General features: G+C 61.6%; 15 protein-coding genes. 6 read left to right on the top strand and 9 right to left on the bottom strand.

The genetic code is table 11. From position 1 onward, the window contains the following. Positions 1 to 116 precede the first annotated feature (116 nt). From AC3WQZ_RS03890 to AC3WQZ_RS03865, 6 genes are all read right to left on the bottom strand, one after another. Positions 117 to 3,536, bottom strand: a complete 3,420-nt coding sequence (locus AC3WQZ_RS03890; protein WP_081050230.1) for an adenylate/guanylate cyclase domain-containing protein — start codon at positions 3,534 to 3,536, stop codon at positions 117 to 119. A gap of 174 nt (positions 3,537 to 3,710) precedes the next feature. Beyond that, the gene (locus tag AC3WQZ_RS03885) at positions 3,711 to 3,905 is read right to left on the bottom strand and encodes a LysR substrate-binding domain-containing protein (protein ID WP_233528068.1); all 195 of its coding nucleotides are present in this window, start codon (positions 3,903 to 3,905) and stop codon (positions 3,711 to 3,713) included. Beyond that, positions 3,811 to 4,215: a CoA transferase gene (locus AC3WQZ_RS03880; RefSeq protein ID WP_412459402.1), complete on the bottom strand. Its 405-nt coding sequence runs from the start codon at positions 4,213 to 4,215 to the stop codon at positions 3,811 to 3,813. The genes AC3WQZ_RS03885 and AC3WQZ_RS03880 overlap by 95 nt, the downstream gene beginning before the upstream one ends. A 31-nt stretch (positions 4,216 to 4,246) precedes the next feature. After that, a complete protein-coding gene (locus AC3WQZ_RS03875) occupies positions 4,247 to 4,390 on the bottom strand; it encodes a CoA transferase (RefSeq protein WP_412459401.1) in 144 nt (47 codons plus the stop codon). After that, positions 4,387 to 5,052 carry a 3-hydroxyacyl-CoA dehydrogenase family protein gene (locus AC3WQZ_RS03870; protein WP_058697600.1) on the bottom strand — a complete coding sequence of 222 codons (666 nt, stop codon included), beginning with the start codon at positions 5,050 to 5,052 and terminating at the stop codon, positions 4,387 to 4,389. Before AC3WQZ_RS03870 ends, AC3WQZ_RS03875 begins: the two co-directional genes overlap by 4 nt. A 1-nt stretch (position 5,053) precedes the next feature. Then, positions 5,054 to 5,929 carry a 3-hydroxyacyl-CoA dehydrogenase family protein gene (locus AC3WQZ_RS03865; RefSeq protein WP_058697599.1) on the bottom strand — a complete coding sequence of 292 codons (876 nt, stop codon included), beginning with the start codon at positions 5,927 to 5,929 and terminating at the stop codon, positions 5,054 to 5,056. Between the two features lie 143 nt (positions 5,930 to 6,072). Here AC3WQZ_RS03865 and tnpA point away from each other — a divergent pair, with 143 nt between their 5' ends. The 6 genes from tnpA to AC3WQZ_RS03835 are packed head-to-tail and all read left to right on the top strand — an operon-like array spanning position 6,073 to position 8,887. Continuing rightward, positions 6,073 to 6,486, top strand: coding sequence for an IS66 family insertion sequence element accessory protein TnpA (tnpA, locus tag AC3WQZ_RS03860; protein WP_058697598.1), 414 nt, complete (start codon positions 6,073 to 6,075; stop codon positions 6,484 to 6,486). Further along, on the top strand, positions 6,480 to 6,725 hold the full coding sequence (gene tnpB, locus AC3WQZ_RS03855; protein WP_058697597.1) for an IS66 family insertion sequence element accessory protein TnpB: 246 nt from the start codon (positions 6,480 to 6,482) through the stop codon (positions 6,723 to 6,725). Before tnpA ends, tnpB (AC3WQZ_RS03855) begins: the two co-directional genes overlap by 7 nt. Further along, complete coding sequence (gene tnpB / locus AC3WQZ_RS03850) at positions 6,650 to 6,829, top strand: IS66 family insertion sequence element accessory protein TnpB (protein ID WP_338404736.1); 180 nt, start codon at positions 6,650 to 6,652, stop codon at positions 6,827 to 6,829. Before tnpB (AC3WQZ_RS03855) ends, tnpB (AC3WQZ_RS03850) begins: the two co-directional genes overlap by 76 nt. 36 nt (positions 6,830 to 6,865) lie before the next feature. Beyond that, on the top strand, positions 6,866 to 8,272 hold the full coding sequence (gene tnpC, locus AC3WQZ_RS03845) for an IS66 family transposase (RefSeq protein ID WP_081050229.1): 1,407 nt from the start codon (positions 6,866 to 6,868) through the stop codon (positions 8,270 to 8,272). Further along, positions 8,242 to 8,400 carry a transposase domain-containing protein gene (locus AC3WQZ_RS03840; protein WP_081050228.1) on the top strand — a complete coding sequence of 53 codons (159 nt, stop codon included), beginning with the start codon at positions 8,242 to 8,244 and terminating at the stop codon, positions 8,398 to 8,400. Before tnpC ends, AC3WQZ_RS03840 begins: the two co-directional genes overlap by 31 nt. Next, a complete protein-coding gene (locus AC3WQZ_RS03835) occupies positions 8,387 to 8,887 on the top strand; it encodes a hypothetical protein (RefSeq protein ID WP_058697594.1) in 501 nt (166 codons plus the stop codon). The genes AC3WQZ_RS03840 and AC3WQZ_RS03835 overlap by 14 nt, the downstream gene beginning before the upstream one ends. A gap of 352 nt (positions 8,888 to 9,239) precedes the next feature. Here the strand turns inward: AC3WQZ_RS03835 and AC3WQZ_RS03830 are convergent, their stop codons facing one another. The 3 genes from AC3WQZ_RS03830 to AC3WQZ_RS03820 all read right to left on the bottom strand — a co-directional run bounded on the left by AC3WQZ_RS03830 (position 9,240) and on the right by AC3WQZ_RS03820 (position 14,244). Further along, positions 9,240 to 10,568: an MFS transporter gene (locus AC3WQZ_RS03830; RefSeq protein WP_058697593.1), complete on the bottom strand. Its 1,329-nt coding sequence runs from the start codon at positions 10,566 to 10,568 to the stop codon at positions 9,240 to 9,242. Between the two features lie 352 nt (positions 10,569 to 10,920). Then, entirely contained in the window at positions 10,921 to 12,657 is a 1,737-nt protein-coding gene (locus AC3WQZ_RS03825; protein ID WP_058697592.1) for a 2-hydroxyacyl-CoA lyase, read from the bottom strand. A gap of 18 nt (positions 12,658 to 12,675) precedes the next feature. Further along, positions 12,676 to 14,244 (bottom strand): class I adenylate-forming enzyme family protein, encoded by a 1,569-nt coding sequence (locus AC3WQZ_RS03820; RefSeq protein WP_058697591.1) that lies wholly within the window; start codon positions 14,242 to 14,244, stop codon positions 12,676 to 12,678. Positions 14,245 to 14,634 lie beyond the last annotated feature (390 nt).

The raw sequence follows: 14,634 nt of genomic DNA, 5'->3' as shown, positions 1-14,634 counted from the left end.
CCCACGCAACGATAAGCCGATAAGCGGGAAGTCAGCTTGCCAGCACGGACCATCTTGTACAAAAAGCTGCCTTTGCGCGTGACGCAACGTTCAGTTGCGCATCAAACCTATTCCCGCTATGGCCCATCGATCTGCGCCAATTCGTCAAGCAGCGCTTTCGCTTGGCTCAAGTCGGCAGTCTCGAACCCCTCGGTGAAGAAGCCATGAATCTCAGTCAAGATGTGCAAGGCTGGCTCCCGCTGGCCCTGTTGTTGCCAAAGACGAGCCAGGCTCAGTATGGCGCGAAGCTCAGGAGATTTTGCACCGCGGTGGCGCGCCACTGCAATTGCCTGATGAAAGCACGCTTCTGCTTCCTGTAGCCCCGGCGACTCCTTAGACTGACCACCCTGATGACGAAGGGTCAATTCTCCCTTGAGGCGATGCAGTTCCGCCTCGTAATAACCCTCTCCCGTCCCCTCCACTACCGAGAGCGCCCGGTCCAGCGCTTTCAGCCCAGCCTGCACCTGTCCGGCGTGCCCGTAGGCTGCGGCAAGCAGCCCCAGAAAGTACGACCGACCCAGAGCCGCCCCTGTGGCCTGGTAGGCTTCCAGACCCTGAAGTATCTCAGCGATCCCCTCCTCGCCGTGCCCCTGCTCTGCCAGTGCCCAGCCCCGGAGGATGGTTCCCCAAGCCCGGTACAGCGGAAACCCCTGCTCGGTCGAAAGCGTGATTGCCGACTCCGCGTACTCCCGGGTCAAACCCGCTTCAAGTCGAAACTGGCGAAACATGGCCGTGGTGACCAGCGTGAAGGCCAAGCCAAGCGGGTGGGAAATCTTTTGGGCCAGGGCAAGTGCCTCTTGGTTTTTTTTGCAGGCCTGATCCGGATAGCCCAGCTGCCACAGACTCAAAGCCGCGAAGTCCAGGGCGCGGACGCCCGGATCCAGACCGTAGATGAAAGCATGCGCACGATGCAGTTCGGGGTCGTAGAGGGCAAGCGCCTGCTCCTGATGAGCACGGGCGGGAACGAACTCCCCTTGCCAGAATGCGCTCCCCCCAAGTCCGCAATGGGCCTCCACAAGCAGTTCCGGATCCTGGGCATTCCGGGCAACATGGAGGAACTGCTCACCTATTTCCCTTGCGGTCTCGTACTCCGCTCGCAACTGATAGATCAGCCGCAGTCCCTGTTGCACCGGGAAAAGTTGGGGAGTTTCCCCAATCTGCCGACACAATGCGAGCGCGCGCGTATAAGTCGCTTCCACCTCCGCGGCGGCGTAACCCCTCGTCGCCATCAAGGCCGGCCCGAGCGTAACCTGCACTGAGAGTTCCTGGCGGCCCCGTTCCGGCGAATCGGGCAGGCGCCTGAGCAGGTCAAGGGCCGCGTTCAGGTGATGAACCGCTTCAGAATTGGATGAGCGCTGGAGGGCCTGTTGCCCCGCGCAGTGCAGGTATTGCACCGCTTTCGGAATATTGCCGCTCAGGCTGTAGTGGTGAGCCAGTACGCTGCAATAGTCCATCAACCGGGAGGGGTAGAACGCCTCGATAGCTTGGGCCGTGCGTTCATGTAGCGCAATGCGCTGCTCCGTAAGCAGGGAGCGGCCGGCGACCTCCTGCGTAAGGCCGTGCTTGAACGAATACTCCACCTCAGGGAAGGCTGGCAGCTCGTAGATGAACTCGCCAGTCTCGAGGCGGGATAGTAAACGACGAAGCTCATCTTCCGGCTGCCCGACAACCTGCCGAATCAGGCTCAGAGGGAACCCTTTGCCAATCACCGCAAGCGTTTGCAGCAGCGCCTTCTCCGCCAGGGGAAGCCGGTCGATGCGGGCGGCGAGCACCCCTTGCACCGTTGTCGGAATGTGCAAGCTGGCGGGCGTCTTCTCGATTCGGTAGTTTCCGGGCACGCCCAGCAGCGCCTTCTCCTCGGCCAGTGTCTGGACTACCTCCTCGATGAAAAACGGATTGCCCTCGGTCTTTTCCAGGATTCTCTGCTTGAGAGAGGCGAGTCCGGGATCATCGCCCAACAGGGTACTGAGCAAACCCTGCGCTTCGGCCGGCCCCAAGGGCGCCAGCACGAGTTGGGTGTGGCGGCACTTTGGGCCCCAAGTCGGTTGGTACTCGGGCCGGTAGTTCACCAGGAGAAGGATGCGGGCATCCGCCAGGCGCTCCGCCAAGAATGTGAGGAACGCCTCCGTCTCGGCGTCCAGCCATTGCAGGTCCTCGAACAGGAGCTCGATCGGCTGATTCAGGCTTTCGCGCACCAGCAGGCGCGTGATCGCATCAAAGGTACGCTCGCGCCGGATACTGGCGTCCATGTCGCCCAGCGCCGAGCCTTGCTCGTTGATACCTAGCAGATAGAGCAGGTAGGGCACCAGATCCTCCAGACCGCGCTCAAGCGTGAGGACCCTACCGGTAACCTTCTCCCGACACTCCCGCTCCTCATCCTGCGCATTAATCTGGAAGTAATTCCTCAAGAGTTCTATCAGCGGCAAATAGGCAAAGGCCCTGCCGTGAGAAACCGAGAAGGTTTCCAGCACAAGGCAGCCGCGCTGCGAACGCGCCTTGAACTCGTGGAACAGTCGTGACTTCCCTATCCCGGCCTCGCCCACCACGCCGACGATCTGGCCCTGCCCCGCCGCCGCTTCCCTGAACGCGTGGTGCATATGGTCCAGTTCAGCCTGGCGGCCCACGAACCGGGCCAGGCCCCGATGTGCCGCCACCTGCAGCCGGGTCCGCAGCGGGCCGAGGCCCAGGACCTCGTAGACATCGAGCGGCTTGGGGATTCCCTTGACCTGAATCGCCCCCAATGCCTTGAAATCAAAGTATCCATCGGTCAATCGATATGTCGATTCGCTCACCAGGATGGACGAGAGCGCGGCCATCGACTCCATCCGGGATGCAATGTGAATCGTATGCCCCACCGGGTCGTAGTCGGTACGCAGGTCGTCCTTGCGGATCGAGCGGACCACCACTTCGCCCGTGTGAATGCCAACCCGAATTTGCAGTGCAATACCCCGTTCCAGGCGAACACGGTCGGCATGGCGGCGCATCGCGTCCTGCATGCGTAGTGCCGCATACAACGCTCGCTGAGGATGGTCCTCATGGGCAATCGGCGCACCGAACAGCGCCAGGATCCCGTCGCCCAGGGACTTGGCGACGTAGCCCTCGTAGTGATGCACGGCCTCCATCATAAGTGCCACCACAGGGTCAATGAGATGGCGTGCTTCTTCGGGATCCAGGTCGTGGATCAACGCAGTCGATCCGGCCATGTCGGCAAACAGCGCCGTGATCGTTTTGCGCTCGCCCGCGCTCTCCCCCCTGGCCTCCAGCGTTGCCTGTTCGGCCAGGATGCGCTCGGCCAAGTGGGGTGGCGTGTAATGAACCGGGGCAGCAGACTCCGCAAGCGGGGTTGCACTTAGAGACGCGCCACACTCACTGCAATACTTGGCTGTTGGGCTCGACTCGTGGCCGCAGCGTGGACAGACGCATGTCAGCTTGGCGCCGCATTCTTCGCAGAATTTTGCCGCTATGGGATTCTCGAACCCACATTTTGTGCAGCGCATATAACCTCTCGACCACTCCGGCCCGCCTTATGGGCCATTAGACGCCCAATTGATGCCGGTATCAATCAGTGCTCGGGTGCCCGAAGGATCGGCTGCGGCCCGCAGACCCAGTCGAAGACCACCCTGCTCTGCGAGAGACAAGCCGAAAAAGCCCGTCACTTGAATACGGCAATGCTATGACCGAGTTTCACAAGACAATGACTCCTCAACAAAGGCGCGAACTGCAGGGGAAAGCTCTCGCTTCCGGCTAGCGATTGCCAAATCAACAGCATATTCAAAGTCCTGGATGGCTCTGTAACAAACCTCCGGCTGTAGAAAATTCCGCATGGACTCGGGTATGACAGCCACGCCGTACCCAGCCGAAGCCAGACTGATCGCAGAGATGAAATCCGGAACACGATAGTCGAGGATTGCCGAGAATCCCCCTGCGAACCCCAACGTCGTGCGCGGCCTCCGCGGCGCGGGGACCGTGTTGCCCGAAGCCGGTAATCGAGCAGTAGACCAGCCACGGATTGATCTCCGCCAGGGCCGCATAGCCCAGTCCGAGGTGCTCCATCAGACTGGCACAATACTGTTCGATCAGTACGTCGGCATCCCGGATCAGCGGCGTCAGTTGGTCGAGCGCGTCGGGCGACTTCAGGTCAATGGCAATCGAACGCTTGCCGCGATTGAGCAGCACGAAGTTTGCACTGTCCGCGTCGACCTTTGGCTCATAGGCGCATCTCGTCACCACGCACCGTGCGCTCGAGCTTGATGACGTCGGCGCCCGCTTCGGCCAGCAGCAGGGAGCACAGTGGCCCGGGCAGGAGGGTGCTGAAGTCCAGCACCTCGACACCGCTCTGTGGCTGCATCATGGCATTCCCCGCTTGACCCGGTCATCACGCTCGGCGGCCACCCGCGCACGACGCGCAGGGGCGTAGGGCTCCTGCCCCAGCGCTTCATGCAGCGCCTGGGTGACGTGGAAATGGTGGACCAGGCCGGTGCGCTCCAGCAGCGAGATCGGTCCTTCCGGATAGCCCAGGCCCAGGCACAGGGTCTTGTCGAGGTCGTCCGCGCTGGCCAGCTTCTCGTCCAGCCGGCGCAGCGCCGCATTGAAATACGGGCGGATCAGCCTGTCGACGATACGTCCCGGGAAATCATTGCACACCGCCACGACCAGGCCGGCCGCCTGGAAGGCCGCCTTGGCCGCCTGCAGCGCAGCGGGATGCGTGCCGGGCTGCCTGACCAGTTCCACGAGGGGGCTGGGTTCGCCATCGCCCAGACGGAAGCGGGCGAAGCCCACCACGTTGGACCCTTCGAGACCCCGGCTTTCGCCGGTGTGGAAGCCCAGGCATTCGGCTCCCAGCTCAATGGCGACGAACGTGCGAGACGCGTGCCCGGCGCCCCGGCTGTATGCCCGACCTGCCTTGGCGCCCAGGTAACACAGGCCTTCGCCTTGTGGCGCGGCTTGCTCCAAGAACGCGTGGGCGGAAGGAAAGGAGCGGCTCTGGCCGGCTTGTACGATCTCGTAGCGCATATCAGGCTCCAAACATCTTGGTGTCGTCATAAGTGCGAAAACCCTGTCCGGTCTTCTTGCCCAGGCGGTTGGCCGCGATCATGCGTCGCACCAGCGGGGGGCAGGCCGCGCGCGGCTCGTGGGTGAGGCCGTGCATGGCTTCACACAGCAGCTTTTGCGTATCCATGCCGACCAGGTCCAGCAGTTCGAGGGGTCCCATCGGATAGCCCATGGCTGTCTTGATGGCGACATCGATATCGGCGGGCTCGGCCACCCCTTGTTCGACCAGACGAATCGCGTCGTTGTTGAAGGGAATCAGGAAATAGTTAAGGATGAACCCCGGCGTATCCTGCGTGGCCACGGGCTTTTGTCCCATGGCCTGGGCGAAGGCCCACGCCTTCTGGAAGGTGTCGTCCGAGGTGGCCAGGCCAGGCGACATTTCGATCAGCTTCATCAACTGTGCCGGCAGGCAGAAATGCATGCCCACAAAGCAGTCCGGGCGGCCGGATCCGCCGGCGATCTGGGTGATTGATATCGTCGACGTATTGGACGCGAAGATGGTGCTTGGCTGGCAAACCTCGTTGAGCTTACCGAACAATTGATGCTTGACCGACAAATCCTCGAAGATGGCCTCGATGATAAGGTCGCACTCGGCCAGCCCAGACAGCTCCGTCGTTCCTTTCCAGCGTTGCATCGCGGCAGCGGCGGCGCCTGCCGGCAGCTTGCCGCGCTGCTCAGATCTCGTCAGGAACGCTTCCGTCTGGCCCCGGGCACGATCCAGCGCTTCCTGTCGCATGTCGAACACAATGGTCCGGAATCCCGCGCGGGCCGCAACGATCGCAATGCCCGCCCCCATGGTGCCGGCGCCCGCGACGCCGACGGTTTGAATGGTTGTCATATCCGTCTCCTATTTCCTCAGGAAGCTGCGGCCAATCAACTGGCGGTGCACCTGATTGATCTGTAACCGTCAGCGGAACCCGTCTGGCGAGTAGAGGGCGGCGATGAGAAGGTAGGAGCTTCACGATCACTGGGAGTGAAGCGATGGCCAATCAGCGGGAAGGCAAGAGCGGACGAGCCGGGGCAAGGTATGACCGCCACGATGAAGCTTTCTGGCGCGATCTACTGGCGCAATGGGGGAACAGTGGCGGGAGCATCCGCGCCTTCTGCCGGAAGCACGGCTTGGCGGTCAGCACTTTCGGTTTGTGGCGCAAGCGCTTGAGCCACGAGCAGCAACTGCCCGTGGTGCCGCCAATGGCATTGACCGCGGACACGGCATTCATCGCCGCGGCAACGGTCGCAGTACCGACTGTCGTGTCGGCGAGCGACCCACTACCGTCGAAGTCTCGCGACCAAGTGGTCGTCACGCTCGGCGGCGCGCGTATCGAGCTGAGTGGGATGCATGCCGAACGCATCGTGCGCTTCGTGCTGGGGCAGTTGGGAGGCGGCCGGTGCTGATCGGCGGCGATGTGCAGGCTTTCATCTGCCGTGACGCGGTCGACATGCGCAAGTCCATCGACGGCCTATCGTATCTGGTGGAGCCGTTGCTGGCCAAGAGTCCGCTGTCGGGGCACTTGTTTGTCTTCGTCGGCCGAGATCGATCGAAGGTCAAGATTCTGTATTGGGGGACCGCACCGGCTTCGCGTTGTGGTACAAGCGGCTTTCGCACGGCCGGTTTCCCTCGCCCGCGACACTAGCCCAGCGTGGCTTCACACTGGCCGAATTGAACGCTTGGCTCGAAGGCATCGAGATCCCGGCGGTTCGACCCCACCGCACTGTCACGGCCACGCGCATCTCGTGACTTGTAAACCTGCCGGCGCTGGCGCATCATGGCGCCATGCTTCCGGTACTGACACCCTCCGACCTGCCAGCCGATCTCGAGGCGGTACGTACTCTCGCGCTGGAGCAGAACCGGGTCGCCCGCGCGCTGTGGGAGCAACTGGAGATATTGAAGCATCAGGTCGCGCAGCTTAACCGTGCGCGGTTCGGCGCCAGTTCCGAGCGCCTGCCGGGGCAGGCCGAACTCTTTACGCAGCCGCTGGACTTGCCATCACCGCCGGCGGCGCCGCAGGTCAAGGTGACTGGCCACATCCGCAAGGGCCGTCCTGCCTTGCCCAAGGACCTGCCACGCACGCGCATCGAATACGACCTGTCCGAGGCGCAGAAGGCAAGCTTCGACTCCCTGGAGCGCATCGGCGAGGAGCGCAGCGAGACGCTGCACTACGAGCCGGCCAGGCTCAGCGTGATCGAGCACATCCGCTTCAAATACGTGGCCACGAAGGGCGGCGAGTCCACCATCGTGACGGCTGCCGCGCAGCCCTCGCCGCTGCCCAAGAGCAACGCCAGCGCAGGGCTGCTGGCCAGCATTCAGGTCGACACCTTCGTGGACCACCTGCCGATCAATCGGCAGGAAACGCGCTATGCGCGCCTGGGGGTGCACCTGCCAAGGGCCACCCTGTGCGAATGGAAGCTGGCTTCTGCCGAGCTGCTGGCAACGCTGCTGCCGCCCTTGCGCAACCACGTCCTGCGAGCGCCGCGCGTGCATCTGGACGACACCACGCTGCCATTGCTCGAACGCGGTCGCACAAGCACACGGCAGGCCCATCTGTGGGGCTACCTCGGGGCCGGGCAGCGGCAGGAGAACGGGTTGTGGGTTGACCACCCGCCGGCGGTCCTGTTCGAGTTCGCCGAGTCCCGCACCGGGACCTACCTCCTGAACTTCCTGCGCGACTACCACGGCTACCTGCAGGCTGATGCCTACAGTGGCCACGATGCGCTTTACCGTACCGGTCGGATCATCGAGGTCGGATGCTGGGCGCATTGCCGTCGACGCTTCTTCGAGATCGCCAAAGCCCAGAAGACACCAGGGCTGGCGGCGCAGGCGCTGACGTGGATCGCCCGGCTGTATGCCATCGAGGCCGACATCAAGGACAAGTCACCGGAGCACAAGCTGGCGGCGCGCCAGGCCGAGGCTGTGCCGCTGCTGGCGCAGTTCCACCAGTGGCTGCAGGGCAATGCCCACGGCCTGCTTGCCAGGCAGCCGCTGGCACAAGCCTTCGGCTATGCGCTGCGGCACTGGCAGGCGCTGGTGCGCTACACCGAGAGCGGCATCCTCGAGCCCGATAACAACCGCCTCGAGCGCGCGATCCGCCCGATTGCCCTCGGCAGGGCGAGCTGGATGTTCGCGGGCGCGGCGGGCGCACTGCTGCCACGATGTATTCCTTGCTCGGGACCTGCCGCCTGAACGGCATCGAGCCCTACGGCTGGCTCAAGGACACGCTGGAGCGCCTGCCGGCCCACCCCACAGCCAGGTCCACGAACTGCTGCCGCTGGCGCGCTAACCGCTACACTGCGCGTCATGGACATCCTTGACGCCCTGCGCCTGGCCCCAAGTGCCGACCTGTACCGCCTGTATCTGACCATCGGGCGAATGATCAACGATCCCAAGCGTATCCTCGAGGCCCGCAGGCACCTGCATATCGGCATGACCGTGGGCTACGTCGCCGACGACCTGACCCAGCCGCTGCGCCAGGGGCGCGTCCTCGAGCTGCGTCAGACCCAGGCCCTGGTCCAGGACACCAGCAGCGGCCGCCACTGGATCCTGCCCTACGCCGCCGTGCTCGCCGAGCCCACTACCGCCGCGCAGCAACCACCGCACGCTTCACCGCCACCACCGCCCCGGGCGCAGCGCGCGGACTTCCGGGTCGGCGATACCGTCACCTTCACCGACCAGCACCTCAGCGAACGCATCGGCACCATCGTGCGCATCAACCAGAAAACCGCCTCCATCGAGTGCGACCCGAACGAAGGCCACTGGCGGGTCTCCTTCGCGCTACTGCGCAAGGTCGTCGACCTGTAGCCCCCACCGCTTACCGTCGCTCGCCAGACGGGTTCCGCTGACGGTTACATTGATCTCTTCCCAGATCTGGGTAATTTTGGCGTCGCGCAGGCGCTCAACGCGATAGTCGTGGTTGTCAATAGCCGTAGCCGCCGAACAACTGCGGCGCGTCGGTCGTGATGCGCATGGCAGGCGGATCTGAATCTCTTCGCCATAACGGAGATCCGCAGTATGGCAATGGCGCCCCCGAACCGCGATCACGGAGACAAGCTTGTATCACCCCGCTGCAGTGCCCGGGTATCCGAGGACATGCGACCACTTACCCGCGGGATGACGGGCTTCCGTCACGCGTCTGTGCGACGCGCCGCTTGCCTTACGCGTCGGCCGCGGTGGGATCCTGTCCCGCCAGTGTGCGCGGCAGGGCAAAGAGAATCAGCAACGCTGCCAGAAGGGTGAATGCGGCAACCGCATAGAGCCCGAGGGTCGTGTCGCCGGTCAGGTCTTTGACCTTACCCACCAGATAAGGGCTGATCATGCCGCCAAGATTGCCCACGGAATTGATCAACGCAATACCACCGGCTGCAGCCGTACCACGGAAGTACTTGGGAGGAAGCGTCCAGAACACCGGAAGACATCCCATGATTCCCACGGCGGACAATGTCAGGGCCGCCAGTGCGATTCCGGTGTGCGCACCAAATGCCGCAGAAATGATGTAGCCAATTCCCCCGGCTAGCACGGCAAGGCCCAGATGCAAGCGGCGCTCCCCTGTACGGTCCGACCGATGCCCAATCCACACCATCCCGATACCGGCTGCTGCATATGGGATGGCGCTCAACAATCCGACGACCTCGGTGCTGGCAATCCCCGTGTTCTTGATCAATTGCGGCATCCAGAACGTCAGCCCATACATGCCCATCAGGATGAACATATAAACGACTGCCAGAAAAATGGTGGCCGGTTGACGCAGGGCGAGACCGAACTTGTGTACCGATGTTCCGGTTGCATCGCCGGCCAAGTTGGCTTGCAGAACCCTCTTCTCCTCCTCGGACAGCCATGTCGCCAGAGCTGGCTTATCGGTTAGGCAGAACAGCACCACGAAGCCCAACAATGCGGTTGGTATTCCCTCAAGCAGGAACAGCCACTGCCACCCTGCCCAATCATTGATTCCTGCAAAATTGGTCATGATGATACCGGCAAGCGGCCCGCCCAATACGCCGGAAATCGGGATCGATGTCATGAAGTAGCCGGTGATACGCGCGCGCCGCGGGGCGGGAAACCAGTACGTGAAGTACAGGATTGCGCCCGGCAGAAAGCCGGCTTCAGTTGCACCGATCAGGAAGCGCAGGATGTAGAACCATGTTTCATTGGTGACGAACATCATGGCGGCAGAGGCGATGCCCCACGAGATCATGATGCGCGCAATCCATCTCCGCGCTCCAGTCCGGGCGAGTATCAGATTGCTAGGTACCTCAAATATGAAGTAGCCCACAAAGAAGATGCTGGCGCCCAGCCCATAGGCCGCGTCCGAGAACCCGAGATCGGCCTGCATCTGAAGCTTCGCGAAGCTGATATTGACTCGATCTAGATATGCAAAGACAAAGCAGACCGCCATCAGCGGAATGATTCGCCACATGACCTTGCGATAGGCGACGGTCTCCAGACTGACCAGCCCACTTGGGGATAGCGCTTCTATTCGTTGCATATGAGTCTCCTTGCGGACCGGCGGTCCGCGCATGATGGATGAGTAGCCGGCGGCGTGGTGACCTCACCAGACCCGGCAACAACAATCACTCCACCGCACGTGGCGGGGTGACCGGCGCTTCTGTCGGCGCCTTTTCGACGACAAGGTGAGAAACGCAGACAACGAGATCGCTCGGCCTCGGCACCAGGCGCCTACAGGTGACCGCTTCTCCAGCGTGAGAATCGCTGCAGATCAACGGATACCCATCGTTTGCGACGCCCGATCCCGGCAATGTCACGGCCTGCCTTGACCACCCGAAGTGCCAGCGAACGAAAGCAGGATAGGCGGCCAGATCGCCTGGCCGCCGACGGACCTACTGTCGTCGGCGGCGTTCGGCTTCATCCCATGCCATCAAAGCCTGATAGTCAGGAACCAGACTCAAGCCCTTCTGCATGTCTGAGGAAACCACCGATTGTGAGGTCACGACGTCGATCAAGGCCGGAGCATTGGCGAGTGCGCGCTCCAATGCGCCCACCATATCTTCTGGCTTCTCCACGCGTTCACCATGGGCGCCGAGTGATCGCGCCAATCCGGCGTAGTCGGAATGACGTAGGGTCGTCCCCACGACACGTCCGCCATAGTTCATTTCCTGATCGATTCGCTCAAGGTTCCAAGCCGCATTGTTGGAGACAATGAAGACCACCTTGGCGCCATGCCTGACCGCTGTGTCGATCTCCATCGCGTTGATGCCGAACGCGCCGTCTCCATTCACCGAGATCACTTGACGGCCGGGTTGCGCAAGCGCTGCGGCAATGGCAAACGGAACGCCCGCGCCGAGGCACCCAAATGCCCCCGAATCCATGTAAGTATTGGATTGCAGCCCGGTTCGCGCGAAGCTCAACAAGTCTCCGCCATCGGCAACGCCAATGTAGTCCTGAAATGCCACTTCGGCGATGGCATCGAAGATCACCCGCGGGTGGATCTTCCCGTCACTGCCGAGCGTTTCGCGTTGCTCCAGCGCAGCCGCTCTGGCCACCCGCGACAGATGCCGGTCGCGCACATTCGCGGCCCACGACACATCCACGGCTGCGGATCGACCGTCCGCCAGAGACAGCATCGATTCGATGGTCTCTCGTGCGGAAGCCAGAATTTCAGGACGCCCGCGCCGGTTGTCGAACAATTCACCAGGCGCGTCGGCAATGCGAATGAAGCGCGCATGCGGGAACACCGCGGGAGAACCATAGCCGAGTTGGTAGTCCAGCTTTCGACCGACCAGCAGCACCACGTCGGCGTCAGTCATCACCTGAGACCGCGCCGCGCCCACCGACGCCGGGTGGTCATAGGGCACGACGCCACGGCTCTCTTGCGTGTCGAGATACAGAGCGCCGGTGGCTTCCAGCAAACGGACGATCGCGTCCCCAGCGCCTTTCGCACCACGGCCGGTAATAACTACCGGTCGCTTTGCCGCCCAGAACACCTCCATGGCTTCGCGCGTCGCGACGGGATCCGGGTACATGGGCCGTCGCGGCGTGGGTTGCATCCAGTCATCAAGAATCAGTTGTGGCAGTATCGGGGTGCGCAGCACATCAGTAGGTACCTCAATGTATGCCGGTCCCGGTTCACGCACATAGCCAGCGGCACAGGCGAAGGCCTCATTGAATTCGCGCACGACATGGTCGGCGATGCGAGCCGTCCGCGAATAACGCGTGACGGGCTTCAGGATGTCGACGTGAGGGATGTCCTGCAACGGCCCCATATTTGACTGCTGCTGCGACGGGCAACCGCCGATTAACAGTACAGGTACACGCGATACAAAGGCGTTCGCCATAGCCGTAACGGTATTGGTGACGCCGGGACCGGCGGTGGCCAGTGCTACTCCAATCTGTCCTGTCAACTCCGCATGAGCATGCGCCATATAAACCGCGGCATCCTCGTCGCGCACATCGACAATCTGTATCCCGGTTCGACCGATATGGTCCCACAGCGGTTGCAGATAGCTGCCCTGCAGGCCGAATACACGATCGATACCCTGTGCCTTCAGAAATTTGGCGATCCAGGCAGCACAACTATTAACGTCCTGATTGACGTCCTGATGCTTATTGAGACTCATGACTACTCTCCTCGTGCGTCAATGATTGCCGTCGCGCTCGGCAAACCTTGTTCTTAATAGACGATGTTGAATTTTTCCGGTCGCGGTTCTGGGCATTTCGCCGTCACAGATGAACGAGACGGAGCGCGGCCTCTTGTAGCCCGCGATTCGGTCCTTGCACCAGGCAATCACCTCGTCAGGCGTCAGTGTTTCCCCCACGCGAGGGACCACCACCGCGTGTACCCGCTCCCCCCACTTCTCATCGCTCAAACCGATGACAGCAACGTCTCCGACTTTCGGATGGGCGGCAAGCATGGTCTCGACCTCTGAGGGATAGATGTTTTCCCCGCCAGAGATGATCATGTTGCTCTTACGGTCAACAAGATGAATGTAGCCGTCCTCATCTCTGAATCCGAAATCCCCTACGGTGCAGTATTCCCCACGGAAAGCATCTTGCGTCTTCTCTGGCAGCCCCCAATAGCCGTCGAATAAGTAGGGGTTGCTTGCATAGAGCTCGCCGGGCTGACCATCGGGAACCTCGTTGCCGTCTTGGTCAAGGAAGCGGATTCTCCGGCCTCCCACGCATTCCCTCCCAACAGAGCCGAGCTTCGAAAGCTGCTCATTCGGGTGAAGCATCGTCACCCAACCGGTTTCGGTGGATCCGTACATTTCGTACAAGCCGGAATTCTTGAAGTATTCGAGAATCTCCAGCTTGGTTTCGCGACGAGCTGGAGCTGATGAAATCATCAGCTTTCGGACTCGACTCACATCGTAGTGATTGCGAATCTGCGGCTCCAAACCGAGCATCATGGTGTAGTGCGTCGGCACCAGAGAGGTGAATGTACTCTCGCCTGTCGAGAAGGTTTGTAGCAGGTGCTCGGGATCAAAGCTCTTGCGACTGTAGACCGTACAGGTGGCGCCTGCATAGAGAAAGGCGCCGAAGAAGTACAAGGAGTTAGCGTGGCAGAGTGGCATGACGAGCAAGGCGCCGTCGTCATGGCTGAGCCCCATCTCAGCCAGCGTGGCAAGCGAAAGCGATGCGCTGCCCGCATGGCTTCGGAGCGCACCCTTAGGCTTGCCTGTAGTCCCCGACGTGTACATCAACGTCCAGGGATCATCCGCAGCGAGCAGTGATGCCGGCTCGGTGTCCGCTGCTGCAGCGATCAATGCTTCGTATTGACTAAAGCCGGCTGCTGGTTGACTGCTCCCAAAGACGATGCAGTTCCTTTCAGGCAAGGACAATTCCCTGCGCGCGTCTTCGAACGGCCCGAGCAATTCGGCTTGCACGAGAAATGCTCGCGCATCGCAGTTTTGCGCGATATAGGCAATTTCGGTACCAACTAGACGGAAATTGACCGGCACTGCGATGAGTCCCGCAATCGCCGTTGCGGCATAGATTTCTAACCACTCGATGCTGTTGTATGCGAGGACACAAACGCGATCCCCCTTCTTAAGCCCAAGCCCCAACAGCGCGTTGGCCAGCTTGCGGGACCGCTGATGCCACTGGCGAAACGTCAGACTTCGCTCGAGATCCTGCGCGCCGATCTTATTCGGCGTGCGCTGAGCGTGAAGGGACAGCATTTGGGGAAGACTTGCGATCGTTGCCATTTCATTGCTCCGCTGACGCACCCATCGTGACAAGGACTATTTGGCGTCGCGATCGCTCGGGCAGGTGATCACTTCCGTTATGTGTTTGTCGGACATGGGTCGTTAGACGCCATGCCATAGGACCTGATTGCATTGACTGGTCTCCTTTCAGGTTTCCGCATTAGTCGTTCGACGCACCTGTTAAAACTTGGCCCTACACGGTGCTGATTCCGCGCGTGCGGTCGCGGCTGTTCGCACTGGCGGGGTTCGGCTCTGGGCTGCGGCTTATTGCTGGCTCCAGAATCCGGGGTTCTGGATTCTGGGTTCTGGATCCAAAGAATAGGACAATGCATCGCCCTTGTATTTATGGGTTTACCCTTCTGCCGGAATCGAAATGGCGCTGCACTCACA

This window comes from Cupriavidus sp. FW305-26 (assembly GCF_058787975.1).
The sequence above is the reverse complement of the archived record's forward strand: the minus strand, read 5'-3'. Positions and strand labels throughout refer to the sequence as shown.